Source organism: Citrobacter sp. Cpo221 (assembly GCF_030332345.1).
Lineage (GTDB): Bacteria > Pseudomonadota > Gammaproteobacteria > Enterobacterales > Enterobacteriaceae > Citrobacter > Citrobacter portucalensis.
In genome coordinates this window covers 388,061-411,383 of record NZ_JAOWIA010000033.1, presented here as the reverse complement: position 1 = coordinate 411,383, position 23,323 = coordinate 388,061, and the positions used below count along the sequence as shown (strand labels likewise).

The window sequence follows — 23,323 nt, the reverse complement described above, 5'->3', positions numbered from 1 at the left end:
GGTGATGCTGCCAACTTACTGATTTAGTGTATGATGGTGTTTTTGAGGTGCTCCAGTGGCTTCTGTTTCTATCAGCTGTCCCTCCTGTTCAGCTACTGACGGGGTGGTGCGTAACGGCAAAAGCACTGCCGGACATCAGCGCTATCTCTGCTCTCACTGCCGTAAAACATGGCAACTGCAGTTCACTTACACCGCTTCTCAACCCGGTACGCACCAGAAAATCATTGATATGGCCATGAATGGCGTTGGATGCCGGGCAACCGCCCGCATTATGGGCGTTGGCCTCAACACGATTTTACGTCACTTAAAAAACTCAGGCCGCAGTCGGTAACCTCGCGCATACAGCCGGGCAGTGACGTCATCGTCTGCGCGGAAATGGACGAACAGTGGGGCTATGTCGGGGCTAAATCGCGCCAGCGCTGGCTGTTTTACGCGTATGACAGGCTCCGGAAGACGGTTGTTGCGCACGTATTCGGTGAACGCACTATGGCGACGCTGGGGCGTCTTATGAGCCTGCTGTCACCCTTTGACGTGGTGATATGGATGACGGATGGCTGGCCGCTGTATGAATCCCGCCTGAAGGGAAAGCTGCACGTAATCAGCAAGCGATATACGCAGCGAATTGAGCGGCATAACCTGAATCTGAGGCAGCACCTGGCACGGCTGGGACGGAAGTCGCTGTCGTTCTCAAAATCGGTGGAGCTGCATGACAAAGTCATCGGGCATTATCTGAACATAAAACACTATCAATAAGTTGGAGTCATTACCGCAGGTTTTGTCCAGTTAACATGATAAAACCGGGAATGTTCTTATGTTTTTACACTGGTATTAGAGGAAACAGGAAGATAGTGAAAATAACGAGCCATTACTTATATAAACATTCACCAAATTTATAGTTCTGTGTGTTTTATGCTCTCTATGTGCTTGTCATCACAATAATCTGATGCCTGGCGTCATCACAGTAACTTGATGGGATAAAATACTGAACTAATAGAAATAAAAGGTGTAATTTATCGCCTTAAGTAAAAGGGCTGCAGACTCTCATTGAAAGTACAGCTTTCGTCGCAGGGCAATGGCATTCTGCATTGCAGGTGCTATAAAAAATAATATCTACGTAATTTCTTTGTGAACAGGCCTAAAATGTTAAATGATATTAGCGTCAGAACCTTTATTATTTTATTTCTGCTGATTACGGCAGTTGCTCTCAATATTGTTGAATTGATTTTTTCGGCCACTCCGGAAATTATAATTGGTACAAATGCGGTAAGCGTTATTTCTATATTATGCTTGTGGTGGTACATGACGAAATATCTGGTCATGCCGATCAATACGGTTAAAAGAAGCATTGAAGAAGTGACATCTGGGAATCTGGCGATCAGTATTCCAGAGTTTGGTAATAATTGTGCGGGTAGACTAATACCGGGCATCAATAGTTTATCGAGTAATATTTCAACACTCGTTAATGAGATCAGAACATCCTCACAAACGGCGATGGCGCTCTCTGAACAGCTTGCGGAACGCAGCGCCGAGCTTTCAGTGAAAACGGAACAACAATCTGGAGCATTGATGCAGACGGCTGCTAATATGGATGAAATAGCCGTTAATACGCGAAATAATGCTGACAACACGCAAATCGCCAGCGTCCAGGCAACAGTTGCCACGCAATGCGCCATTCAGGGTGGCGAGTTAATGGTGCAGGTTGCGACAAATATGCGTTCAATCACCGAATGTGCACAGCAGATGACGGAAATTATTACGCTAATTGATGGTATCGCATTCCAGACAAATATTCTGGCATTGAATGCTGCCGTGGAAGCGGCGAGGGCCGGTGAACATGGCAAAGGTTTTTCCGTGGTGGCCGGTGAGGTCAGAATGCTTGCACACCGTAGTGCAGATGCTGCTAAGAATATTAAGCAACTGATTGCCCAAACCCATCAAAATGTTCAGCAAGGTGCAGCTATTGTCCGTGAAGCAGAAAAAAATATGCATGACATTGTCGGTGGTGCCGGTCAATTAAACCAATTGATGGGCGAGATATTAACCACTACACAGGAGCAGGAGAAAGGAATTATCAGAATTACTCATGCACTGGCCGAACTGGAGAATGTAACCCAAAGTAATGCCATTATGGTTGATGAGCTTTCTGATTCCTCAGGTATCCTGAAAAACCAGGTGATTGATCTCCAGTCGCGAACGCATAAATTTCGCTTAAGTAACACTCTTGAGTCAGAGAGATGGCAGCGGGCTTAACAGGCCATCTAGATGCAAGCGTCGCATTCGTCGGCGCTTTTTGTATTACCTGATACTTTTATGAATCATTTCAGCACAATGGGACAATGAGATATTGCTTAACATATTCTGACGGCTAGACTAACGAAAAAAGCTGAATGATTGTGGAGGCGCTGTGGAAGCCATTAAGGGAACGGATGTTAATGTGCCGGATGCCGTGTTTGCCTGGCTGTTGGATGGCCGGGGTGGGGTGAAACCCTTGGAAGATAACGATGTTATCGACAGTCAGCATCCCTGTTGGCTACATCTTAATTATACCCATCCTGAAAGCGCGCAATGGCTGGCGACAACGCCTTTACTTCCCAATAATGTGCGTGATGCGCTGGCAGGCGAAAGTACGCGCCCACGCGTCAGCAGAGTCGGGGAAGGTACGTTGATTACACTGCGCTGTATCAACGGCAGCACCGATGAGCGACCTGACCAACTGGTGGCGATGCGTTTATATATGGATGAACGTCTGATTGTCTCAACCCGCCAGCGCAAAGTGCTGGCGCTGGATGATGTGGTCAGCGATCTCCAGGAAGGAACGGGACCGGCTGATTGTGGCAGTTGGCTGGTGGATGTTTGTGATGCGCTAACCGACCATGCCAGCGAATTTATCGAACAACTGCACGACAAAATTATCGATCTGGAAGATAACTTGCTCGATCAACAAATTCCCCCACGCGGCTTCCTGGCATTGCTGCGCAAACAGTTGATTGTAATGCGACGTTATATGGCTCCTCAGAGAGATGTTTATGCGCGTCTGGCGAGTGAACGTTTACCCTGGATGACCGACGACCATCGGAGACGGATGCAGGATATCGCTGACAGGCTGGGGAGAGGGCTGGATGAAATAGACGCCTGTATTGCCCGGACCGGTATTATGGCGGATGAAATTGCGCAGGTGATGCAGGAGTCTCTGGCTCGCCGAACGTATACAATGTCATTGATGGCAATGGTTTTTCTTCCCAGCACATTTTTAACCGGGCTTTTCGGCGTCAACCTCGGCGGTATCCCCGGCGGTGGTTGGCAGTTTGGTTTCTCACTCTTTTGTATTCTGTTAGTGGTCCTGATTGGTGGTGTTACTTTATGGTTGCATCGTAGTAAATGGTTGTAACAACAACGTTTTTTAGTGGCTTTTGCGCATGAAAACGTCCTGATTTTTGAGCGAAGTCAATAAACCATCTACCTATTCGGGGCAATATCTCTCTCGCAGGTGAATGCAACGTCAAGCGATGGGCGTTGCGCTCCATATTGTCTTACTTCCTTTTTTGAATTACTGCATAGCACAATTGATTCGTACGACGCCGACTTAGATTAGTCGGCTTTTTTTTGCCTGCAGGAAATCAGCGTCTACCCTAAAAGAGTCAACCTGAATGACTGGAGGGGTATATGACCTGTCTGATTGCAACGTCGCACACTGATTCGCTACCGACTGACCCGGTTCCCATTCCCGACCCCATTCCTCGTCCGCAGCCAATGCCGGATCCGCCGCCGGATGAAGAACCGATTAAATTGTCGCATCACGGGCACAGATCTGCGAGGATACGCGCCTGCTGAATGTGAGTTTTTACCGCGAGATTAAATTGTGACCGCTTTTTCAACCCTGAATGTTTTACCTGCTGCTCAACTCGAGAATCTTAACGAGCTGGGCTATCTTGAAATGACGCCTGTTCAGGCTGCTGCGTTACCGGCAATCCTGGCGGGTAAAGATGTTCGCGTGCAGGCTAAAACCGGCAGTGGCAAAACGGCTGCTTTTGGTCTTGGGCTATTACAGCATATTGATGCCGCGCTGTTTCAGACGCAGTCTCTGGTGCTGTGCCCAACGCGCGAGCTTGCCGACCAGGTGGCGGGTGAACTGCGTCGTTTAGCGCGCTTCCTGCCAAACACCAAGATCTTAACGCTGTGCGGTGGGCAACCTTTTGGCGCACAGCGTGACTCCCTACAACATGCACCACATATTATTGTTGCCACACCGGGTCGTTTACTTGACCACCTGCAAAAAGGCACTGTTTCTCTGGATGCCCTGAATACGCTGGTTATGGATGAAGCCGACCGCATGCTGGATATGGGCTTTAGCGATGCGATTGATGATGTCATTCGCTTTGCGCCTGCGTCACGTCAGACTTTGCTGTTTTCCGCAACCTGGCCGGAAGCCATTGCCGCTATCAGTGGCCGGGTACAGCAAAATCCATTAACGATTGAAATTGATACGGTCGATGCGTTACCGGCGATTGAACAGCAGTTTTTCGAAACCTCCAGCCACGGAAAAATTCCGCTGCTGCAAAAGCTACTCAGCCAGCATCAGCCTGCCTCGTGCGTGGTTTTTTGTAATACCAAAAAAGATTGTCAGGCCGTTTGTGATGCACTGAATGCGGCAGGGCAAAGCGCACTGTCATTACATGGCGACCTGGAGCAGCGCGATCGCGATCAGACGTTGGTTCGTTTTGCCAACGGTAGCGCGCGCGTCCTGGTTGCCACCGATGTAGCCGCACGTGGCCTGGATATCAAATCGCTTGAGCTGGTAGTTAACTTCGAACTGGCGTGGGATCCGGAAGTCCACGTCCATCGTATCGGACGTACCGCGCGTGCCGGTAACAGCGGTCTGGCGATTAGTTTCTGTGCGCCGGAAGAAGCACAGCGTGCTAATATTCTTTCTGAAATGTTGCAATTGAAGCTGAACTGGCTGCCTGCGCCAGCTAACGTGTCAATTCTGCCGCTGGAAGCAGAGATGGCGACGTTATGCATTGATGGCGGTAAAAAAGCGAAAATGCGTCCTGGCGATGTTCTGGGGGCTCTGACCGGCGACATTGGCCTGGATGGCGCCGATATCGGCAAAATTGCCGTTCACCCGGCACACGTTTATGTCGCCGTTCGCCAGACTGTAGCGCACAAGGCGTGGAAACAATTGCAAAACGGTAAGATTAAAGGCAAGACTTGCCGGGTTAGGTTATTGAAATAACTGCCCGTTGGGGCGCCTGATGGCGCTCCGCTTATCAGGCCTACAGGCGCTTATGCACGTTGTAGGCCTGACAGACGCTTACTTCACTTCCACCACGTTCAGGCGTAATTCATCCAGTTGAGCATCATCTTCTTCTGGCTGCCAGCCCGCAGGTTGCAGCGGGATCTCTTCACGATCGAACGCTAAATCACCGCCGTCCACAACTTCTGAACCGTGCTTAATGCCTTTAAAATCGAACAGATTGATATCGCTCAGATGGGAAGGTACAACGTTCTGCATCGCACTGAACATAGTTTCAATACGACCTGGATAGCGTTTATCCCAGTCACGCAGCATGTCAGCAATGACCTGACGCTGTAGGTTAGGCTGTGAGCCGCATAGGTTGCACGGAATAATTGGGAAACCTTTCGCTTCGGAGAAACGCTCGATATCTTTCTCACGACAGTAAGCCAGCGGGCGGATCACGATGTGCTTACCGTCATCACTCATCAGCTTCGGCGGCATGCCTTTCATTTTCCCGCCGTAGAACATGTTTAAAAACAGCGTTTGCAGGATGTCGTCGCGATGGTGGCCGAGCGCAATCTTGGTGGCACCTAATTCGGTTGCCGTACGGTACAGAATGCCGCGACGCAGGCGAGAGCAGAGCGAGCAGGTCGTTTTGCCTTCAGGGATTTTGTCTTTGACGATCCCGTAAGTGTTTTCTTCGACAATCTTGTACTCAACGCCCAGATTTTCCAGATACTCCGGCAGAATGTGCTCGGGGAAGCCGGGTTGTTTTTGATCGAGGTTAACCGCAACTAAGGAAAAACTGATCGGGGCGCTTTGCTGCAAATTACGCAGGATCTCCAGCATGGTATAGCTGTCTTTCCCGCCGGAAAGACACACCATAATGCGATCGCCGTCTTCGATCATATTGAAGTCGGCAATGGCTTCGCCGACGTTACGACGCAGACGTTTTTGCAATTTGTTCAGGTTGTATTGTTCTTTCTTACTAATATCTTGATTTTGCGACATTTAATAGAGGCTCAATTCATAGTGTGGCATCAGAAGAGTATGCATCACGCCGGATCGTCCGGCAAAAGAAGTCTGATATAAAAACTGTGGCGTGTATGGTACGGATAAGCGGGAAAAATGTCAGCACATTTAGGGCAGGAATTGTGGGAGATAAGAGGTAGAAACAAAAAGCCCGCAACAATGTGCGGGCCAGACAGTTTAGCGGACTACCAGTACCGAACACTCCGCATGACGCACCACGGCTGCGGCGTTAGAGCCCAGCAGGTAGGTGGTGATGTCAGGTCGGTGTGAGGCAATAATGACCATATCGGCCGGTAATTTTTTTGCGATCTCCAGAATCTTGTCTTTCGGCGCACCTTCTGCGACATGAACGTGCACTCGGTCCGTTGGGATATTGAACTTCTTGATAATCTCTTCCAGTTGAGATTTCGCTTCGGCTTTCAGATCGTCCATGGCCGGTAACTCTGCCGAGTAGGCCAGTCCCAGGGAAGCGTAATAAGGCAAGGACGGAATGACGGTCAAAAAATGAACCTGCGCATCGTCAATCTTTGCTTCTGCTTCAACATGGGCAATAACGCGTTGAGTTAATTCTGAGTCTGAAATATCGATGGGTACAAGAATCGTTCTGTTCATAAAACCTCCTGTTTAAGTATCCAAGTAAAGCTTACCGCGTAATGGCACTTTATGTACAATGACAACGATCACATTTTGGCATCACTTTATTTTGATTTCAGGAAATTTGCCTTTTATTACCCCATCGTAAAATCGGCCTTTAGAGACCACGATCAGGAAATCACGAAAAATACGGGCAGGGACCTGTTGATATTGCAGGGTAGCCAACTGATGGAAGCGAATTTCTAGCGTGCGGGAGGATTCGTCATAGCCGACGGATGCAATACGGGATGATTTTACAGGATGATGATTCATTGCAGGTATCCTCTACTGCAGACCTTAATGCAAGATATCATCTATCAGAGATGTGTTTTAGCGCAACAGATATAATGTTTTGATCTGGATAAAACAGAATTGTTAGAACATAAAGAGAGCCCGCTGTTGCCAGCGGGCTGACGGATTAGAACTGGTAAACCATACCCAGTGCTACAGTGTCATCAGTAGAGATGTCATTGCCAGCATAGAAGCTGTCGTCTTCGTCCAGCAGGTTGATTTTGTAATCAACGTAGGTGGAGAAGTTTTTGTTGAAGTAGTAAGTAGCGCCTACAGAAGCATATTTAACCAGATCTTTATCGCCGCTAGTTCCTGCAGGATTTGCCGCATTTCCGGACAAGGACAGATCCTTACCTTTAGACATCAGGAAAGAAACCTCCGGACGCAGACCGAAGTCGAACTGGTATTGCGCAGTCACTTCAAAGTTCTGAGTTTTGTTGGCAATAGTATTATCACTACCGTCAGAACCACCATACGGAGTCATATTGCGGGTTTCAGAGTACATAGTTGCCAGGTAGATATTGTTCGCGTCGTATTTCAGACCAGCAGTCCATGCGTCAGCTTTATCACCCCCTGCAGTCGAATGGTTTACCTGCTCGTTAGTACGGTCAGAAGAAGTGTATGCGGCACCGAAGCTCACGCCCATACCCAGATCGTAGGTAGAGGAGATACCGAAGCCGTCACCGTTAGAGTTCTTCATGTTACGATCGTCGCCACCGTTATTGGTGCCTTCTTGCTCTGGTGACTGATTTTCGTTCGCACCCTGGTACTGCAGCGCAACGTTCAGACCGTCAACCAGACCAAAGAAGTCGGTGTTACGGTAGGTTGCAACACCGTTTGCACGACCGGTCATGAAGTTGTCTGCTTTGGTGTAAGAGTCGCCACCGAATTCTGGCAGCATATCGGTCCAGCCTTCAACGTCGTACATGACGCCGTAGTTACGGCCGTAGTCGAATGAACCGTAGTCGCCGACTTTAATACCTGCGAATGCCAGACGAGTCCAGGAGTCGCCTTTATCGCCTTCGGTGCCGTTGGCCTGAATCTGATATTCCCACTGGCCATAACCGGTGATCATATCGTTAACCTGAGTTTCGCCTTTGAAGCCCATACGCATATAAGTCTGATCGCCATCGCTGTTAGCGTCGTCAGAGAAATAATGCAGGCCGTCTACTTTGCCATAGAGATCTAATTTGTTGCCGTCTTTATTATAAACTTCAGCAGCGTGAGCAGCGCCTGCAGCCAGCAGGGCAGGAATTACGAGAGCCAGTACTTTTCTGTTCATTGAAATAATCCTTTAGTTTTTTTATTAACCTGTGACTACCCATGTAGGGAGTAAAAGCATGCTAAAGGAGAAGTTCCGTAAAGAGATAAATATGAATTGTTACGTCTTAAGTAAAACCTTAAACAAATAATTCTACGGAAATGGTAATAATTGCTATGAATGAATTGATGAAGATATATATAAAATAAAAATTATACAAGTGAATTGTATTGGGCTATTCTGCGCGTGTTATATGCCTTTATTGTCACGCTTTATTTTTCGTTGGTATATTGATGGTAATTATTAATTAGCCAACGAATAAATTGACAAGCCCGAACAACTGTTCGGGCTTTTTTTTGATTCCAGCTTAATGCTGAACGAAAGGTGTTACTCAGTACCGCTCTTTTCTGCTTTACCCGCCAGTTGGGCCAGGAAGTCATAGCGTTTTTGCAAATCAGCTGCGGCGTCTTTCCAAAGTTGTTCTGCAACTTCTGGCTGTTGGGCATTCAGGCGGCGGAAGCGCTGCTCGTTAAGCAATGTTTCGGCCAGCGCGTCTGACGGTGGGCGAGAGTCCAGCGCCAGCGGCAATTTACCGTCGTCTGCACGACGCGGGTCAAAGCGGTATAGCGGCCAGAATCCGGTTGCCGTCAGCTGACGCATCTGATCGTGGCTTAGCGCGAGATCATAGCCATGCTCTTCACATGGGCTATAGGCGATAATCAGCGACGGACCCGGATAGGCTTCCGCTTCTTGGATAGCTTTCACCGTCTGGTTCAACTGGGCGCCCAGGGAAATCTGCGCCACATACACATGTCCGTACATCATCATACTGACGCCCAGATCTTTGCGAGCCTTGCGCTTGCCATGCTCCCCAAACTTGGTAACCGCCCCGAGCGGCGTGGCTTTCGACGCTTGTCCGCCTGTGTTGGAGTAACACTGAGTATCCAGTACCAGAATATTGACGTTCTCGGTCAGACTCAGGACGTGATCCAGCCCGCCAAAACCAATATCGTAAGCCCAGCCATCGCCGCCAATTAACCAGATGGACTTCTCAACTAACGCGTCGGCATCGGTTAACAGTTGCTGCGCACCTTCAACATCTTTCAGATGCTGGCGCAGCGCTGCAACTTGTTCACGACGTACTTCTGGCGTCGCTTCAGCATGCAGGGAATCGTTCAGTTCAGCCGGAATATTATCGGCAAACTGTTCCAGTAACCGCATGACGCGCACACGGTGTTGATCCACCGTCAGACGGAAGCCCAGACCAAACTCGGCGTTATCTTCGAACAGAGAGTTTGCCCACGCAGGTCCACGGCCGTTGGCATCGGTGGTATACGGCGTTGAGGGGAGGTTACCGCCATAAATTGATGAACAGCCGGTCGCGTTAGCGATCAGCATGCGGTCGCCATATAGCTGCGTAAGCAGTTTGATATACGGCGTTTCACCACAGCCAGAACAGGCGCCGGAATATTCAAACAGCGGAGTGATTAACTGCGAGGTACGGATATCAATGCGTTCAAGCTTGCTGCGGTCGATCTCCGGCAGATTGAGGAAGAAGTCATAGTTAACTTTTTCTTCTTCAACATGCTCAAGGCGCGACATCATATTGATGGCCTTGATTTCCGGGTTTTGGCGATCTTTCGCCGGGCAAACTTCGACGCACAGATTACACCCGGTGCAATCCTCTGGTGCAACCTGCAGGACATACTTCTGACCGCGCATATCGCGAGATTTCACATCCAGAGAATGCAGGCTGGCAGGAGCGTTTTCCATCGCTTCAGGTGAAACCACTTTGGCGCGGATTGCCGAGTGCGGGCAAGCGGCAACGCAGTGGTTACACTGGGTACACAGCTCTTCCTTCCAGATGGGGATCTCTTCGGCGATATTGCGTTTTTCCCAACGCGTGGTGCCCATTGGCCAGGTGCCGTCTGGCGGCAGCGCGGATACGGGGAGGGCATCACCCAGGCCGGCGAGCATTGCCGCGGTGACAGTTTTCACGAAATCGGGCGCGGCATCAGAAACCACCGGTGGGCGGTTTGCGCTGTGCGGATCAACCGGCTGGAGTGCCACTTCGGCGACGGATTCACGCGCCAGGGCCAGAGCCTGCCAGTTACGTTCAACCAGGTCCTGTCCTTTACTGCTGTAACTTTTTGCAATCGCACCCTGCAATTCAGCCAACGCGCTGTCGCCGGGTAAGATTTGTGTCAAATGGAAGAATGCCATTTGCATAACGGTGTTAATACGCGCTGCCAGACCGCATTCGCGAGCGATTTTGGCCGCATTAATCACATAGAAACGGGCCTTCTTCTGATTCAGTACTGCCTGAACTTCCTGCGGCAAACGCGCCCAGACTTCATCCACGTTGTAAGGGGTATTAAGCAGGAAGATACCGCCTGGTTTCAGGCGCTCGGCCATCTGATACTTATCGATAAATTGCAGCTGGTGACAGCCAACAAAATCGGCTTGCGACACCAGATATGCCGATCGAATAGGCTGCTCGCTGACGCGCAGGTGGGAAACCGTCAGACCGCCTGCTTTTTTCGAGTCATAGACGAAATAACCCTGTGCATACCATGGCGTAGAGTTACCAATAATCTTGATATTGTTTTTGGTGGCTGACACGCTACCGTCGCTGCCCAGCCCGTAAAACAGCGCTTCGAGCTTAGCTGTACCGGGCAGGGTGTTTTCCGGTAACGGTAGCGACAAGTTGGTGACATCATCATAAATGCCGACCGTAAAGCGAGGTTTCGGCTTCGCGCTGCTCAGCTCATTAAAGACCGCCATGACGCAGTCTGGACCAAACTCTTTGGAAGAAAGGCCATAACGTCCGCCAATCACTCGCGGTAGCGTTTCTCGCTCGCCACAGTTGAAGGCTTCCGCCAATGCGGTCATCACATCCAGATACAACGGTTCTGCCTGTGCGCCGGGCTCTTTCGTGCGATCCAGGACGGCGATGCTGCGTACGGTTTCCGGCAGCGCGCGCAGTAAATGTCTGGCAGAGAATGGACGGAACAGACGTACTTTCAGAACGCCAACTTTCTCGCCACGCGCCAGCAGATCTTCAACGACTTCTTCACAGGTTCCAATCGCCGAGCCCATTAAGATAATGACGCGCTCAGCCTGAGGATGGCCGTAATATTCAAATGGCTGGTACTGGCGACCTGTCGCTGCGGCGAAATCATTCATCGCCTGTTCTACATGATCGTAAACCGCGTTGTACCACGGGTTTGTTGCCTCGCGTGACTGGAAATAGGTGTCCGGGTTCGCAGACGTACCGCGAATAACTGGATGCTCAGGATTAAGCGCCCGAGCGCGATGAGCATCGATTTCCGCCTGCGGCATCAGTCCGAGGATCGTGTCGTCGGCCAGTGGCACAATTTTATTGATTTCATGGGATGTACGGAAACCATCAAAGAAATGAATAAACGGAACCCGGCTTTTCAGGGTAGCTATTTGCGAAATCAACGCAAAGTCCTGTGCCTCCTGAACGCTGCTGGCACACAGCATCGCACATCCTGTCTGGCGCACCGCCATCACGTCGGAATGATCGCCAAAGATCGATAATGCGTGAGTAGCAATTGTACGAGCCGCAACGTGCAGTACAAACGGGGTCAACTGACCGGCCAGTTTGTACAGCGTTGGGATCATCAGCAACAGGCCCTGCGATGAGGTAAACGACGTAGAGAGCGCACCTGTCTGCAACGCGCCATGAACGGTTGCGATCGCGCCGCCTTCTGACTGCATTTCTACGACGCGAGGGGTATCCCCCCACACGTTCTTAAGCCCGTTCCCGGCCCAGGCATCCGCCTGCTCAGCCATCGTCGAACTGGGCGTAATCGGGTAGATGGCGATAACCTCGCTGGTACGAAATGCGACTGAAGCAACCGCACCATTACCGTCAATTGTGATCATACTGACACCCTTACATTGCGCAAAAAGAGGGACTCGCATAACGGCGGCGAATCCTGGTTGTTATCTTTCTATTTTAGCAAAAGCGCTAAAGAGAGATTTTCGCTTTTGTGTCCTTGGAATAAACAGAATGAATGGTTTGATCAAAGGAGCAGGCAAAAAATTGCCAGAAAATGTAAACAGTGCGCATAAATGCGTATTTTGCCTCTCGACGGCGGTGTTTCCGCTGCCTATTATTTATGGCTGTGTCGTTTGGTTAATATTCAGAGGGGAGTAAGATGCGCGCAGCGTTTTGGGTAGGATGTGCCGCGTTATTATTATCGGCTTGTAGCAGCGAACCTGTTCAGCAGGCAACCGCCGCGCATGTCGCACCGGGCATGAAGGCAGCAATGTCCAGTTCTGGAGAAGCTAATTGCGCCATGATTGGCGGTTCGCTCTCTGTTGCTCGTCAACTGGATGGTTCAGCCATCGGGATGTGCGCGCTACCCAACGGCAAACGCTGTAGTGAGCAGTCGCTTGCCGCCGGAAGTTGTGGGAGCTACTAAGTCTCCGCGTTTCCTACATTAAATCCGCGAGTTTATACGTCAGCGTTTGTTCTGCTGTCGCCAGCGTTAACTGGTCAGCAGTTAGATCGACCTGTGCGCCTTGCTTAAACATTTCGCTGACGATCCCGTCGAGCGCGTTAAGCTGCGGATCGGCGCACATCATACGCGTCATCGCCATATCTTTTACCTTCAACTCACCGTCGGACAGCTTGCCCTGGCCGTGGAATTGATTACACATCTTGCCTGATACCGTCATGTTTTCGCCAAAACTTAACTCAGGTGGGTTGTTGGTGGCGGTGACGGCTTTACCATTCACGCTTTGCAAAACGAAGCGGTGATGCTGCAACTGTTCGCGATTGACGGAAACTTTTCCATTGCTCACACAACCAGCCATCAGCATGCTGAGCGCAATCAACGTGACAACTTTCTTCATTAAATTTCTCTACGTTTGTGACGGGAATACATTCAATATAATAATGATACTGAATGTTTTATCATCGGTGATTGTCTGAAAATGCCCCCCTGACGTCAGGGGAGCACAGAGATTAGAAGAGGGCGTTTGGACAGGTCTCGCCTTTGGATATTTGTGCCAGATTCTGTAGCGTAGTCTCAGAAATACTGGTCAACGCTTCAGCTGTCAGGAATGCCTGATGACCGGTAAACAGCACGTTATGGCAGGCTGACAGACGACGGAACACATCATCCTGAATGACGTCATTAGATTTATCTTCAAAGAACAGATCGCGTTCGTTCTCATACACGTCCATACCCAGAGAACCAATTTTCTGGTTTTTCAGCGCGTCGATAGCGGCTTGTGAGTCGATCAATGCACCACGACTGGTGTTAATGACCATCACGCCATTTTTCATTTGCTCAAAGGCTTCGTGATTGAGCAGATGATAATTCTCCGGTGTTAACGGGCAGTGCAGAGAGATGACATCGGACTCGGCAAACAGCGTTTTAAGATCGACATATTCAACGCCTAACTCCAGCGCAGCAGCGCTCGGGTAAGGATCGAACGCCAGCAGACGCATACCAAAACCTTTCAGGATCCGCAGTGCAGCGATACCGATTTTACCGGTACCGATCACCCCAGCGGTTTTGCCATACATAGTAAAACCGGTCAGCCCCTCAAGAGAGAAGTTGGCATCACGGGTACGCTGATAGGCGCGGTGGATACGGCGATTCAGCGTCATCATCATGCCAATCGCATGCTCTGCGACGGCCTCTGGTGAATAAGCTGGAACACGAACCACCTGCAGACCCAGCTCTTTTGCTGCGTCGAGATCGACGTTATTGAACCCGGCGCAGCGCAGCGCGATATATTTCACGCCATGCTTTTTCAGTTCTTCCAGAACGGGGCGGCTGCCATCGTCGTTGACGAAAATGCACACGGCTTCGCAGCCATGGGCGGTTTTGGCTGTTTTTTCCGTCAACAGAAAGTCAAAGAATTCAAGTTCAAAACCAAAAGCCTCGTTAACCTGCTGCAGATACTTCTTGTCGTACTGTTTTGTACTATAGATGGCGAGTTTCATAAGACTTTCTCCAGTGATTTTGACGTCACATTAATTCAATTCAAATTATTTTACAAAATATAAAAAGTTATTGATAGTCATAGGCGTAATGAATAATTTCAGCGTATCTGTTGTTAGTGTGGGCAGGTTACACAATTTCAACAACTGGATATTTTTCTATCCAACTCAACACCCGAATATCGCGGCAGGTAAAAAGCCAGCCGAATCACATCCGGACAGCTACGCTTATACAGGTAGCAATTATCGGGAGGGGTTATGCTGACTCACTCTGAAGCAAAACGATGGGCCACCCTAATGCTCAAGGCGGCATTATGCGATGGTATGAAACCTGATGAGATTTCCCGGCAGGTACATCTGGTCTGCGATCATCATGGTAGGGAGTGCCTCGAAGAACTCATTGAGGAAATTCTGATAGAAGCAGGTCGTATCGGACCTAAACATAGCGATGGACAACTGAGGCCTCATTGAGTCTGAATCTTAATATCCCCGACGGCACGTGTAACAGCGTGCCTATAAATCGGTTATCTATCCTTAATGTGGGCATATCCAGTTAAACATGCCACAATACAGGCCTAAACCGGCTTAAATTTTCGCTAAATCAGGATATTAACTACCCATGAAGGGTAAATATAAAGCCGTTCTGGCACTCCTCTTATTATTGATTCTCGTGCCGCTGACGCTAGTGATGACGCTTGGCCTGTGGGTGCCTACGTTGGTGGGTATCTGGTTACCCGTTGGAACACGCATCGCGCTGGATGAGAGCCCGCGGCTGACACGGCATGGGTTGCATATACCTGAACTCCGCTATCTGGTTGAAGATTGCCCGCTAGCACGCATCACTCAGGCGGATCTGTCTCACCCCAGCCGCTGGGCGCTGAATGTCGGTACCATTGAGTTGGATTCAGCTTGCCTGGCCAAATTGCCGCAGGCAGAGCCATCGCCGGTAGCGCCTAAAACGCTGGCTGAATGGCAGTCAATGCTGCCCAATACCTGGATTAACATCGACAAACTTATCCTTTCTCCATGGCAGGAATGGCAGGGAAAACTGTCACTCTCGCTCACTCCCTCTACTCAACAGCTGCGTTACCAGGGTGAAAAAGTTAAATTTCAGGGGCGTTTGCACGGGCAAAACCTCACGGTAACGGAGCTGGATGTTGCGGCATTTGAAGGCCAGCCGCCAGTAAAACTGGTCGGTGAATTTACGATGCCACTGGTGCCCGATGGACTACCGGTAAGCGGTCATGCGGTTGCGACGTTAAGTTTGCCGCAAGAGCCTACGCTTGTGGACGCCGAACTGGAGTGGCAACAAAACAGCGGACAACTGATCGTGATGGCGCGGGATAATGCCGATCCGCTGCTTGACCTTCCGTGGGAAATAACACGCCAGCAACTGACCATCAGCGACGGACGCTGGAACTGGCCTTATCAGGGATTCCCGTTAAGTGGCCGGCTGGGCATGAAGGTTGAAAACTGGCAGGCCGGTCTGGAAAACGCGGTGGTGAGCGGGCGTCTGAACATTCTGACGCATGGCGATGCCGGTAAAGGAAACGCCGTATTAACGCTGGGGCCAGGTAAGCTTGGTATGGATAGTAGCGATATGCCGCTACAGTTGACCGGTGAAGCGAAACAGGGCGATCTGATCTTCTACGCGAAATTACCCGCCAGACTCACCGGAAGTCTGTACGATCCGCAATTGGCTTTCGAGCCAGGGGCGCTGCTGCGCTCACGTGGGAGGGTGATTGATTCGCTGGATATTGACGAGATTCGCTGGCCGTTGGCAGGTGTAAAAGTCACACAACGCGGCGTGGATGGCCGTCTGCAGGCTATTTTACGTGCGCATGAAAACCAGATGGGGGGCTTTGAACTGCATCTGGATGGCCTGGCAAATGATTTTCTTCCTGATGCCGGGCGTTGGCAATGGCGATATTGGGGTGAAGGCAGCTTTACGCCGATGCATGCGCGCTGGGACGTGGCGGGTAAAGGGGAATGGCATGACAACACCCTGAAGCTATTTGATCTTTCCACCGGATTTGATCATCTGCAATACGGCACGATGAAGGTGGAAAACCCACGTCTGGTGATGGACGAACCGATAGTCTGGGTGCGTGATGCAACCAAACCAACATTTAGCGGCGCGCTGTCGCTGGACGCAGGGAACACCACCTTCACCGGGGGAAGCGTGTTACCACCATCGACGCTGAAGTTCAGCGTGGAAGGTAGCGATCCGACAATCTTCCAGTTCAAAGGCCAGCTTCACGCAGGGGCGATTGGGCCCGTACAACTGAATGGTCGTTGGGACGGTATCCGCCTGCGCGGACAGGCCTGGTGGCCAAAACAATCGCTCACCGTATTCCAGCCTCTGGTCCCACCTGACTGGAAAATGAAGCTACGAGAAGGTGAGCTGTATGCGCAGGTCGCGTTTTCGGCAGCCCCGGAGCAGGGCTTTGAAGCGGGCGGTCATGGAGTGTTAAAAGGCGGTAGCGCCTGGATGCCCGACAACCAAATCAACGGTGTCGATTTTGTATTGCCTTTCCGGTTTAGTGAAGGTGCATGGCAGCTGGGTACGCGTGGACCTATTTCACTGCGTATTGCGGAAGTGGTCAATCAGGTGACGGTGAAGAATATCGCCGCCGATCTGCAGGGGGCGTACCCCTGGAGTGAAAACAACCCGTTACTGTTGAGCGATGTCAGCGCCGACCTGCTGGGGGGCAAAATCATCATGCAGCAACTGCGAATGCCGCAGCATGATCCGGCCTTATTGCGAGTGCAGAATATCTCTTCCAGCGAGCTTATCAGCGCGGTTAACCCCAAACAGTTCGCCATGTCTGGCCCGGTCAGTGGCGCGTTGCCATTATGGCTGGATAACGAAAAATGGATCATTAAAGACGGCTGGTTGACTAATCCAGGGCCGATGACGTTGCGTATTGATAAGGACACTGCGGATGCGGTTGTCAAAGATAACATGGCTGCGGGGGCGGCCATTAACTGGCTGCGTTATATGGAAATAAGCCATTCGTGGACGAAAATAAATCTGGATAACCTCGGTGTCTTAACCATGCAGTCAACCGTGACTGGCAATAGTCGGGTGGATGGCAAAGTAGGTACGGTTAATTTGAATTATACCCACGAAGAAAACGTCTTTACGCTATGGCGCAGTTTGCGTTTTGGCGACAATTTACAGGCATGGCTTGAACAAAATGCAGCGCTGCCGGAAACCCATTGCCCGGAAGGCAAGGAATGTGAGGAACAACAATGAAAACGATAGCTGCCATGCTGGGTCTGCTGACTTCATCTCTGCTGGTAGGGTGCACTCCCAGAATCGAAGTGGCTGCGCCAAAAGAGCCCATCACCATTAATATGAACGTCAAAATCGAGCATGAGATCCATATCAAAGTTGATAAAGACGTCGAAAGCTTATTGAAATCGCGCAGCGATTTGTTCTGAGGTCATGATGAGAAAACAGTTTGCAGTGGCGCTGGTCGTCCTGAGTTTACTCAGTAGCAATGCGTGGGCATTGACCCTGAATGAAGCCAGAACGCAGGGTCGAGTAGGGGAAACGCTCAATGGCTATCTGGTTGCATTGCAAACCGATGCCGAAACGCAGGCACTGGTGAGTGAGATTAATAAAGCGCGCCACGCCAGCTATCAGCAACTGGCAGAGAGCAATAATATTCCGCCAGATGAAGTGGCGAAAATGGCCGGGCAAAAGCTGGTTGCTCGAGCGAAACCGGGAGAGTATGTGCAGGGTATTAATGGTAAGTGGTTGAAAAAATAGTAAATCGTTTTTTCACACAGCCAGAGGGACACGACGCTGAATTATTCATCGACATCGCAATAGTTGCCACACGGCATAAAATGGATGCTGGTATAGTCCAACACCGGTCGCGTCGTGGGGTGAAATCATGTGGCTTCTCAAGTGGTACGTCTGGAATCGTTGGGTATTCAAGCTGTTAAGCCGGGATGTCGCGGAGCCTGAACAATTTTTGCTTCATTGCTGGGAAGAGAATCTGGCGAAATGCAGGGATTATGCAACCATCTGGCGTGATATTAATCGCATTCACGGCAAACAGATACAGATGCAGGGAAAGAAGTAAGTGTCGGAGAAACCCTCCCACCGGATGGTGAGAGGGGGAATTATCAGGCAGCTACCACGCTGTCGATAGCGGCTTTCGCGTCGGACTGTGCTTTAGACGCCACTTCCGGGCCGTAAGCAATACCTTCAGCAAAGACGACATTCACGTCGGTGATGCCGATAAAGCCCAGGAATACGTTCAGGTACGGCGTGATCAGGTCGGTTGGTGTGTCTTTATGAATACCACCACGGCTGGTCAGCACCACCGCGCGTTTACCTGTCACCAGACCTTCCGGGCCTTTCTCGGTATAACGGAAAGTCACACCGGCGCGGGCAATCAGGTCAAAGTAGTTTTTCAGCTGCGTTGGGATGTTGAAGTTGTACATCGGCGCGGCGATAACAATCACATCATGCGCTTTCAGCTCAGCAATCAGCTCATCGGACAGCGCCAGCGCTTCTTGCTGACGCGGTGTCAGCGGTGTATCGCTCGGGCGCATCGCACCCACCAGTTCGCCATCCAGTACCGGTACAGGATTTGCAGCCAGGTCACGGACAGTGATTTCATCAGCAGAGTGCTTTTCACGCCACTGTTCAACAAAATAATCAGACAACTGACCAGACTGAGAGTACCCTGCCAGAATACTGGATTTAAGAACTAATACCTTGCTCATGGGTGTTTCCTTTTATGTGTTTGAAGGGGGAGTGCCCCGTTGCTTGTTGACACTTTATTCACAATCCTGTCGCAGTGATAGCGCAATATATCGAATCCTATGTTCGAAATTATTGAACAACACATGAAAAGCGCCGATGTGGTACTCTATACCCATCATCTAAAAGAGATTTAACCCGGCAGAGCACTGCCTTTTAACGCTATGACAGAACAACAAAAATTAACCTTCAACATGTTGCAGCAACAGCTGGACTCACTGATGCTGCGTGACAGACAGCGTTTTGCCCGCCGTCTGCACGGTGTGAAGAAGGTTAAAAATCCTGATGCACAACAGGCCATTTACCAGGAGATGGCGAAAGAGATTGAACAGGCAGCCGGTAAAGTTGTGCTGCGTGAAGCGGCGCGTCCGGAAATCAGCTATCCGGAAAACCTGCCCGTAAGCCAGAAAAAACAGGATATTCTGGAGGCAATTCGCGATCATCAGGTGGTGATTGTCGCCGGTGAGACCGGATCGGGGAAAACCACCCAGTTACCCAAAATCTGTATGGAACTGGGGCGCGGGGTAAAAGGGCTGATAGGCCATACCCAGCCGCGTCGTCTGGCGGCGCGCACCGTGGCGAACCGTATTGCGGAAGAGCTGCAGACCGAGCCTGGCGGCTGTATTGGTTATAAAGTTCGTTTCAGCGATCATGTCAGTGATAACACTATGGTCAAGCTGATGACGGACGGTATCCTGCTGGCGGAAATCCAACAGGATCGGCTGCTAATGCAGTACGACACCATCATCATCGATGAAGCGCATGAACGCAGTCTGAATATCGATTTTCTGCTCGGCTATCTGAAAGAACTTCTACCGCGTCGCCCGGATCTAAAAATTATCATCACGTCGGCGACCATCGATCCTGAACGTTTTTCAAAGCATTTCAATAACGCGCCGATTATCGAAGTCTCCGGCCGAACGTATCCGGTGGAAGTGCGCTATCGCCCGATTGTTGAAGATGCAGATGACACTGAGCGTGACCAACTGCAGGCAATTTTTGATGCCGTAGATGAACTGGGACGTGAAGGGCCAGGCGATATTCTGATCTTCATGAGCGGCGAACGTGAAATCCGTGATACCGCCGATGCCCTGAATAAGCTGGATTTACGCCACACCGAAGTGCTGCCGCTGTATGCGCGCCTTTCAAACAGCGAACAGAACCGCGTGTTCCAGTCGCACAGTGGTCGCCGTATCGTGCTGGCGACCAATGTGGCGGAAACGTCGCTGACCGTTCCGGGAATCAAATACGTAATTGACCCGGGCACTGCGCGTATCAGTCGCTACAGTTACCGTACCAAAGTTCAGCGCTTGCCGATTGAACCGGTGTCGCAGGCCTCTGCTAATCAGCGTAAAGGCCGCTGCGGTCGTGTTTCGGAAGGGATCTGTATTCGTCTGTATTCCGAAGACGATTTCCTGTCGCGTCCGGAGTTTACCGACCCGGAGATCCTGCGTACCAACCTGGCATCCGTTATTTTGCAGATGACCGCGTTGGGGCTGGGCGATATCGCCGCGTTCCCGTTTGTTGAAGCGCCGGATAAGCGCAATATTCAGGACGGTGTACGTCTGCTCGAAGAGCTGGGGGCGATAACCACCGACGAACAGGCAACCGCTTACAAGTTAACGCCGTTGGGCCGTCAGCTGTCGCAACTGCCGGTGGACCCGCGCCTGGCACGCATGGTGCTGGAAGCGCAAAAACATGGCTGTGTGCGTGAGGCGATGATCATTACCTCGGCGCTGTCCATTCAGGATCCGCGCGAGCGTCCGATGGACAAGCAGCAGGCTTCCGACGAGAAACATCGCCGTTTCCACGACAAAGAGTCTGATTTTCTTGCATTTGTTAATCTGTGGAACTACCTCGGCGAGCAGCAAAAAGCACTGTCGTCAAACCAGTTTCGTCGCCAGTGCAAAGTCGATTTCCTGAACTACCTGCGCGTGCGCGAGTGGCAGGATATCTACACGCAACTGCGCCAGGTGGTGAAAGAGTTGGGTATTCCGGTTAACAGTGAACCTGCTGAATATCGGGAGATCCACGTCGCGTTGCTGACCGGTTTACTGTCGCATATCGGGATGAAAGATACCGATAAACAGGAGTTTACCGGGGCGCGTAACGCTCGCTTCTCGATCTTCCCTGGTTCGGGTTTATTCAAAAAGCCGCCGAAGTGGACGATGGTAGCGGAGCTGGTGGAAACCAGCCGCCTGTGGGGACGTATTGCCGCGCGTATCGATCCTGAATGGGTGGAACCGGTAGCCCAGCATCTGATCAAACGTTCATACAGTGAACCGCACTGGGAACGTGCGCAGGGTGCTGTGATGGCGACAGAAAAAGTCACCGTATACGGCTTACCGATTGTTGCGGCCCGTAAGGTGAATTACAGCCAGATTGATCCGGCGCTGTGCCGCGAGCTGTTTATCCGCCACGCGCTGGTGGAGGGCGACTGGCAGACTCGTCACGCCTTCTTCCGCGACAACCTGAAACTGCGCAATGAAATCGAAGAGCTGGAGCATAAATCGCGCCGCCGCGACATTCTCGTCGATGACGAAACGATGTTTGAGTTCTACGACCAGCGCATCAGCCATGACGTGGTTTCTGCGCGTCACTTTGATAGCTGGTGGAAAAAGGTCAGCCGTGAAACACCGGATCTGCTCAACTTTGAAAAGAGCATGCTCATCAAAGAGGGCGCAGAGAAAATCAGTAAGCTGGATTATCCGAACTTCTGGCATCAGGGTAACCTTAAGCTGCGCCTGAGCTACCAGTTCGAACCCGGAGCCGATGCGGACGGTGTGACCGTACATATTCCACTCCCGCTGCTCAACCAGATCGAAGAGAGCGGTTTTGAATGGCAAATTCCAGGGCTGCGCCGCGAACTGGTGATTGCCCTGATTAAGTCGTTACCAAAACCGGTACGCCGCAACTTTGTGCCCGCGCCGAACTATGCGGAAGCGTTTTTAGGCCGCGTCACGCCGCTGGAACTGCCGCTGCTGGACGCGCTGGAGCGTGAATTGCGCCGCATGACCGGCGTTACCGTTGATCGCGATGACTGGCACTGGGATCAGGTGCCCGATCACCTAAAAATCACCTTCCGGGTGGTGGATGATAAGAACAAGAAGCTGCAGGAAGGGCGTTCGCTACAGGATTTGAAAGATGCGCTGAAGGGCAAAGTTCAGGAAACATTGTCTGCGGTGGCCGATGACGGTATCGAACAGAGTGGATTGCACATCTGGAGCTTCGGCCAGCTTCCGGAAAGTTACGAACAAAAACGCGGTAACTATAAGGTCAAAGCGTGGCCGGCGCTGGTCGATGAGCGTGACAGCGTTGCCATCAAACTGTTTGATAATCCGCTGGAACAACAGCAGGCGATGTGGTGCGGTTTACGCCGCTTATTGCTACTGAATATTCCTTCACCAATCAAATACTTGCATGAGAAGCTGCCCAATAAAGCCAAGCTGGGGCTGTACTTTAACCCGTACGGTAAAGTTCTGGATTTGATTGACGACTGTATCTCCTGCGGTGTGGATCAGTTAATTGACGCCAACGGTGGTCCGGTGTGGACCGAAGAAGGCTTCGCGGCGTTGCATGAGAAAGTGCGGGCTGAACTGAACGATACGGTGGTGGAGATTGCGAAGCAGGTCGAACAGATCCTGACCGCAGTGTTTAATATCAACAAACGTCTGAAAGGGCGCGTGGATATGACCATGGCGCTGGGTCTTGCGGATATCAAATCGCAAATGGGCGGCCTGGTGTATCGCGGGTTTGTTACCGGCAATGGTTTCAAACGTCTGGGCGATACGTTGCGTTATTTGCAGGCTATTGAAAAACGTCTGGAAAAACTGGCTATCGACCCGCACCGTGACCGTGCACAGATGCTGAAAGTGGACAGTGTGCAGCAGGCCTGGCAGCAGTGGTTCAATAAACTGCCTCCCGCGCGCCGTCAAGATGCCGATGTCAAAGAGATCCGCTGGATGATAGAAGAGCTGCGCGTCAGCTATTTTGCCCAGCAGCTTGGTACACCGTATCCGATCTCCGATAAACGTATTCTGCAGGCGATGGAGCAGATTTCGGGATAAATCGGTGCAGGGCCGTAGGCCGGATGAAGCGTAG

19 protein-coding genes are annotated in these 23,323 nt (G+C 50.9%); 11 read left to right on the top strand and 8 right to left on the bottom strand.

Annotation, left to right across the window (positions count from 1 at the left end):
* Positions 1–55: 55 nt before the first annotated feature.
* The 5 genes from OGY72_RS06430 (at position 56) to dbpA (ending at position 5,233) form a co-directional block, all read left to right on the top strand.
* A protein-coding gene (locus OGY72_RS06430) for an IS1-like element IS1A family transposase (protein WP_103215986.1) occupies positions 56–753 on the top strand; the annotation gives its coding sequence in 2 pieces (ribosomal slippage) (positions 56–305 and positions 305–753; 699 coding nt in all).
* Between the two features lie 387 nt (positions 754–1,140).
* A complete protein-coding gene (locus OGY72_RS06425) occupies positions 1,141–2,250 on the top strand; it encodes a methyl-accepting chemotaxis protein (RefSeq protein ID WP_286547438.1) in 1,110 nt (369 codons plus the stop codon).
* A gap of 154 nt (positions 2,251–2,404) precedes the next feature.
* Positions 2,405–3,388, top strand: coding sequence for a zinc transporter ZntB (gene zntB / locus OGY72_RS06420; RefSeq protein WP_032943570.1), 984 nt, complete (start codon positions 2,405–2,407; stop codon positions 3,386–3,388).
* Between the two features lie 275 nt (positions 3,389–3,663).
* Positions 3,664–3,831: a proline-rich small protein YnaL gene (gene ynaL / locus OGY72_RS06415; protein WP_003833213.1), complete on the top strand. Its 168-nt coding sequence runs from the start codon at positions 3,664–3,666 to the stop codon at positions 3,829–3,831.
* A 28-nt stretch (positions 3,832–3,859) separates the two neighbouring features.
* The gene (gene dbpA, locus OGY72_RS06410) at positions 3,860–5,233 is read left to right on the top strand and encodes an ATP-dependent RNA helicase DbpA (RefSeq protein ID WP_148361924.1); all 1,374 of its coding nucleotides are present in this window, start codon (positions 3,860–3,862) and stop codon (positions 5,231–5,233) included.
* 78 nt (positions 5,234–5,311) lie between these two features.
* Here dbpA and ttcA read toward each other — a convergent pair whose 3' ends face one another.
* The 5 genes from ttcA to nifJ form a co-directional block, all read right to left on the bottom strand.
* On the bottom strand, positions 5,312–6,247 hold the full coding sequence (gene ttcA / locus OGY72_RS06405; RefSeq protein WP_149280997.1) for a tRNA 2-thiocytidine(32) synthetase TtcA: 936 nt from the start codon (positions 6,245–6,247) through the stop codon (positions 5,312–5,314).
* A 198-nt stretch (positions 6,248–6,445) separates the two neighbouring features.
* Entirely contained in the window at positions 6,446–6,880 is a 435-nt protein-coding gene (gene uspF, locus OGY72_RS06400; RefSeq protein ID WP_003833207.1) for a universal stress protein UspF, read from the bottom strand.
* A gap of 81 nt (positions 6,881–6,961) precedes the next feature.
* On the bottom strand, positions 6,962–7,174 hold the full coding sequence (locus OGY72_RS06395; protein ID WP_123267264.1) for a KTSC domain-containing protein: 213 nt from the start codon (positions 7,172–7,174) through the stop codon (positions 6,962–6,964).
* Positions 7,175–7,319: 145 nt separating this feature from the next.
* Complete coding sequence (ompC, locus tag OGY72_RS06390) at positions 7,320–8,474, bottom strand: porin OmpC (RefSeq protein ID WP_079937340.1); 1,155 nt, start codon at positions 8,472–8,474, stop codon at positions 7,320–7,322.
* 366 nt (positions 8,475–8,840) lie between these two features.
* Positions 8,841–12,365, bottom strand: a complete 3,525-nt coding sequence (nifJ, locus tag OGY72_RS06385) for a pyruvate:ferredoxin (flavodoxin) oxidoreductase (RefSeq protein WP_286547436.1) — start codon at positions 12,363–12,365, stop codon at positions 8,841–8,843.
* 275 nt (positions 12,366–12,640) lie between these two features.
* Between nifJ and OGY72_RS06380 the strand changes: the two genes are divergently transcribed.
* Positions 12,641–12,907: a putative hemolysin gene (locus OGY72_RS06380; protein ID WP_003833199.1), complete on the top strand. Its 267-nt coding sequence runs from the start codon at positions 12,641–12,643 to the stop codon at positions 12,905–12,907.
* Positions 12,908–12,920: 13 nt separating this feature from the next.
* Here OGY72_RS06380 and hslJ read toward each other — a convergent pair whose 3' ends face one another.
* Together hslJ and OGY72_RS06370 are read right to left on the bottom strand one after the other, a co-directional pair.
* The gene (hslJ, locus tag OGY72_RS06375) at positions 12,921–13,340 is read right to left on the bottom strand and encodes a heat shock protein HslJ (protein ID WP_048216300.1); all 420 of its coding nucleotides are present in this window, start codon (positions 13,338–13,340) and stop codon (positions 12,921–12,923) included.
* A 112-nt stretch (positions 13,341–13,452) separates the two neighbouring features.
* Entirely contained in the window at positions 13,453–14,442 is a 990-nt protein-coding gene (locus tag OGY72_RS06370; protein ID WP_003833196.1) for a 2-hydroxyacid dehydrogenase, read from the bottom strand.
* A 616-nt stretch (positions 14,443–15,058) separates the two neighbouring features.
* Between OGY72_RS06370 and OGY72_RS06365 the strand changes: the two genes are divergently transcribed.
* The 4 genes from OGY72_RS06365 to OGY72_RS06350 all read left to right on the top strand — a co-directional run bounded on the left by OGY72_RS06365 (position 15,059) and on the right by OGY72_RS06350 (position 18,536).
* On the top strand, positions 15,059–17,698 hold the full coding sequence (locus tag OGY72_RS06365) for a YdbH family protein (RefSeq protein ID WP_286547435.1): 2,640 nt from the start codon (positions 15,059–15,061) through the stop codon (positions 17,696–17,698).
* Positions 17,695–17,886, top strand: a complete 192-nt coding sequence (locus OGY72_RS06360; protein WP_008784882.1) for a YnbE family lipoprotein — start codon at positions 17,695–17,697, stop codon at positions 17,884–17,886. Before OGY72_RS06365 ends, OGY72_RS06360 begins: the two co-directional genes overlap by 4 nt.
* A gap of 7 nt (positions 17,887–17,893) precedes the next feature.
* The gene (locus OGY72_RS06355) at positions 17,894–18,217 is read left to right on the top strand and encodes a YdbL family probable chaperone protein (protein WP_148362672.1); all 324 of its coding nucleotides are present in this window, start codon (positions 17,894–17,896) and stop codon (positions 18,215–18,217) included.
* A gap of 127 nt (positions 18,218–18,344) precedes the next feature.
* Complete coding sequence (locus OGY72_RS06350; RefSeq protein ID WP_008784880.1) at positions 18,345–18,536, top strand: hypothetical protein; 192 nt, start codon at positions 18,345–18,347, stop codon at positions 18,534–18,536.
* A 43-nt stretch (positions 18,537–18,579) separates the two neighbouring features.
* Here OGY72_RS06350 and azoR read toward each other — a convergent pair whose 3' ends face one another.
* The gene (azoR, locus tag OGY72_RS06345) at positions 18,580–19,185 is read right to left on the bottom strand and encodes an FMN-dependent NADH-azoreductase (RefSeq protein ID WP_003020341.1); all 606 of its coding nucleotides are present in this window, start codon (positions 19,183–19,185) and stop codon (positions 18,580–18,582) included.
* Between the two features lie 201 nt (positions 19,186–19,386).
* Between azoR and hrpA the strand changes: the two genes are divergently transcribed.
* Positions 19,387–23,289, top strand: a complete 3,903-nt coding sequence (gene hrpA, locus OGY72_RS06340; protein WP_148361928.1) for an ATP-dependent RNA helicase HrpA — start codon at positions 19,387–19,389, stop codon at positions 23,287–23,289.
* The last annotated feature ends 34 nt before the right edge of the window (positions 23,290–23,323 follow it).

What these genes read in the sequence shown, in the direction of transcription:
- OGY72_RS06425 (WP_286547438.1), top strand. Translation starts at nt 1,141, where the DNA reads ATGTTAAATGATATTAGCGTCAGAACCTTTATTATTTTATTTCTGCTG.
- ynaL (WP_003833213.1), top strand. Translation starts at nt 3,664, where the DNA reads ATGACCTGTCTGATTGCAACGTCGCACACTGATTCGCTACCGACTGAC.
- ttcA (WP_149280997.1), bottom strand. Translation starts at nt 6,247, where the DNA reads ATGTCGCAAAATCAAGATATTAGTAAGAAAGAACAATACAACCTGAAC.
- uspF (WP_003833207.1), bottom strand. Translation starts at nt 6,880, where the DNA reads ATGAACAGAACGATTCTTGTACCCATCGATATTTCAGACTCAGAATTA.
- OGY72_RS06395 (WP_123267264.1), bottom strand. Translation starts at nt 7,174, where the DNA reads ATGAATCATCATCCTGTAAAATCATCCCGTATTGCATCCGTCGGCTAT.
- ompC (WP_079937340.1), bottom strand. Translation starts at nt 8,474, where the DNA reads ATGAACAGAAAAGTACTGGCTCTCGTAATTCCTGCCCTGCTGGCTGCA.
- nifJ (WP_286547436.1), bottom strand. Translation starts at nt 12,365, where the DNA reads ATGATCACAATTGACGGTAATGGTGCGGTTGCTTCAGTCGCATTTCGT.
- OGY72_RS06380 (WP_003833199.1), top strand. Translation starts at nt 12,641, where the DNA reads ATGCGCGCAGCGTTTTGGGTAGGATGTGCCGCGTTATTATTATCGGCT.
- hslJ (WP_048216300.1), bottom strand. Translation starts at nt 13,340, where the DNA reads ATGAAGAAAGTTGTCACGTTGATTGCGCTCAGCATGCTGATGGCTGGT.
- OGY72_RS06370 (WP_003833196.1), bottom strand. Translation starts at nt 14,442, where the DNA reads ATGAAACTCGCCATCTATAGTACAAAACAGTACGACAAGAAGTATCTG.
- OGY72_RS06365 (WP_286547435.1), top strand. Translation starts at nt 15,059, where the DNA reads ATGAAGGGTAAATATAAAGCCGTTCTGGCACTCCTCTTATTATTGATT.
- OGY72_RS06360 (WP_008784882.1), top strand. Translation starts at nt 17,695, where the DNA reads ATGAAAACGATAGCTGCCATGCTGGGTCTGCTGACTTCATCTCTGCTG.
- OGY72_RS06355 (WP_148362672.1), top strand. Translation starts at nt 17,894, where the DNA reads ATGAGAAAACAGTTTGCAGTGGCGCTGGTCGTCCTGAGTTTACTCAGT.
- OGY72_RS06350 (WP_008784880.1), top strand. Translation starts at nt 18,345, where the DNA reads ATGTGGCTTCTCAAGTGGTACGTCTGGAATCGTTGGGTATTCAAGCTG.
- azoR (WP_003020341.1), bottom strand. Translation starts at nt 19,185, where the DNA reads ATGAGCAAGGTATTAGTTCTTAAATCCAGTATTCTGGCAGGGTACTCT.
- hrpA (WP_148361928.1), top strand. Translation starts at nt 19,387, where the DNA reads ATGACAGAACAACAAAAATTAACCTTCAACATGTTGCAGCAACAGCTG.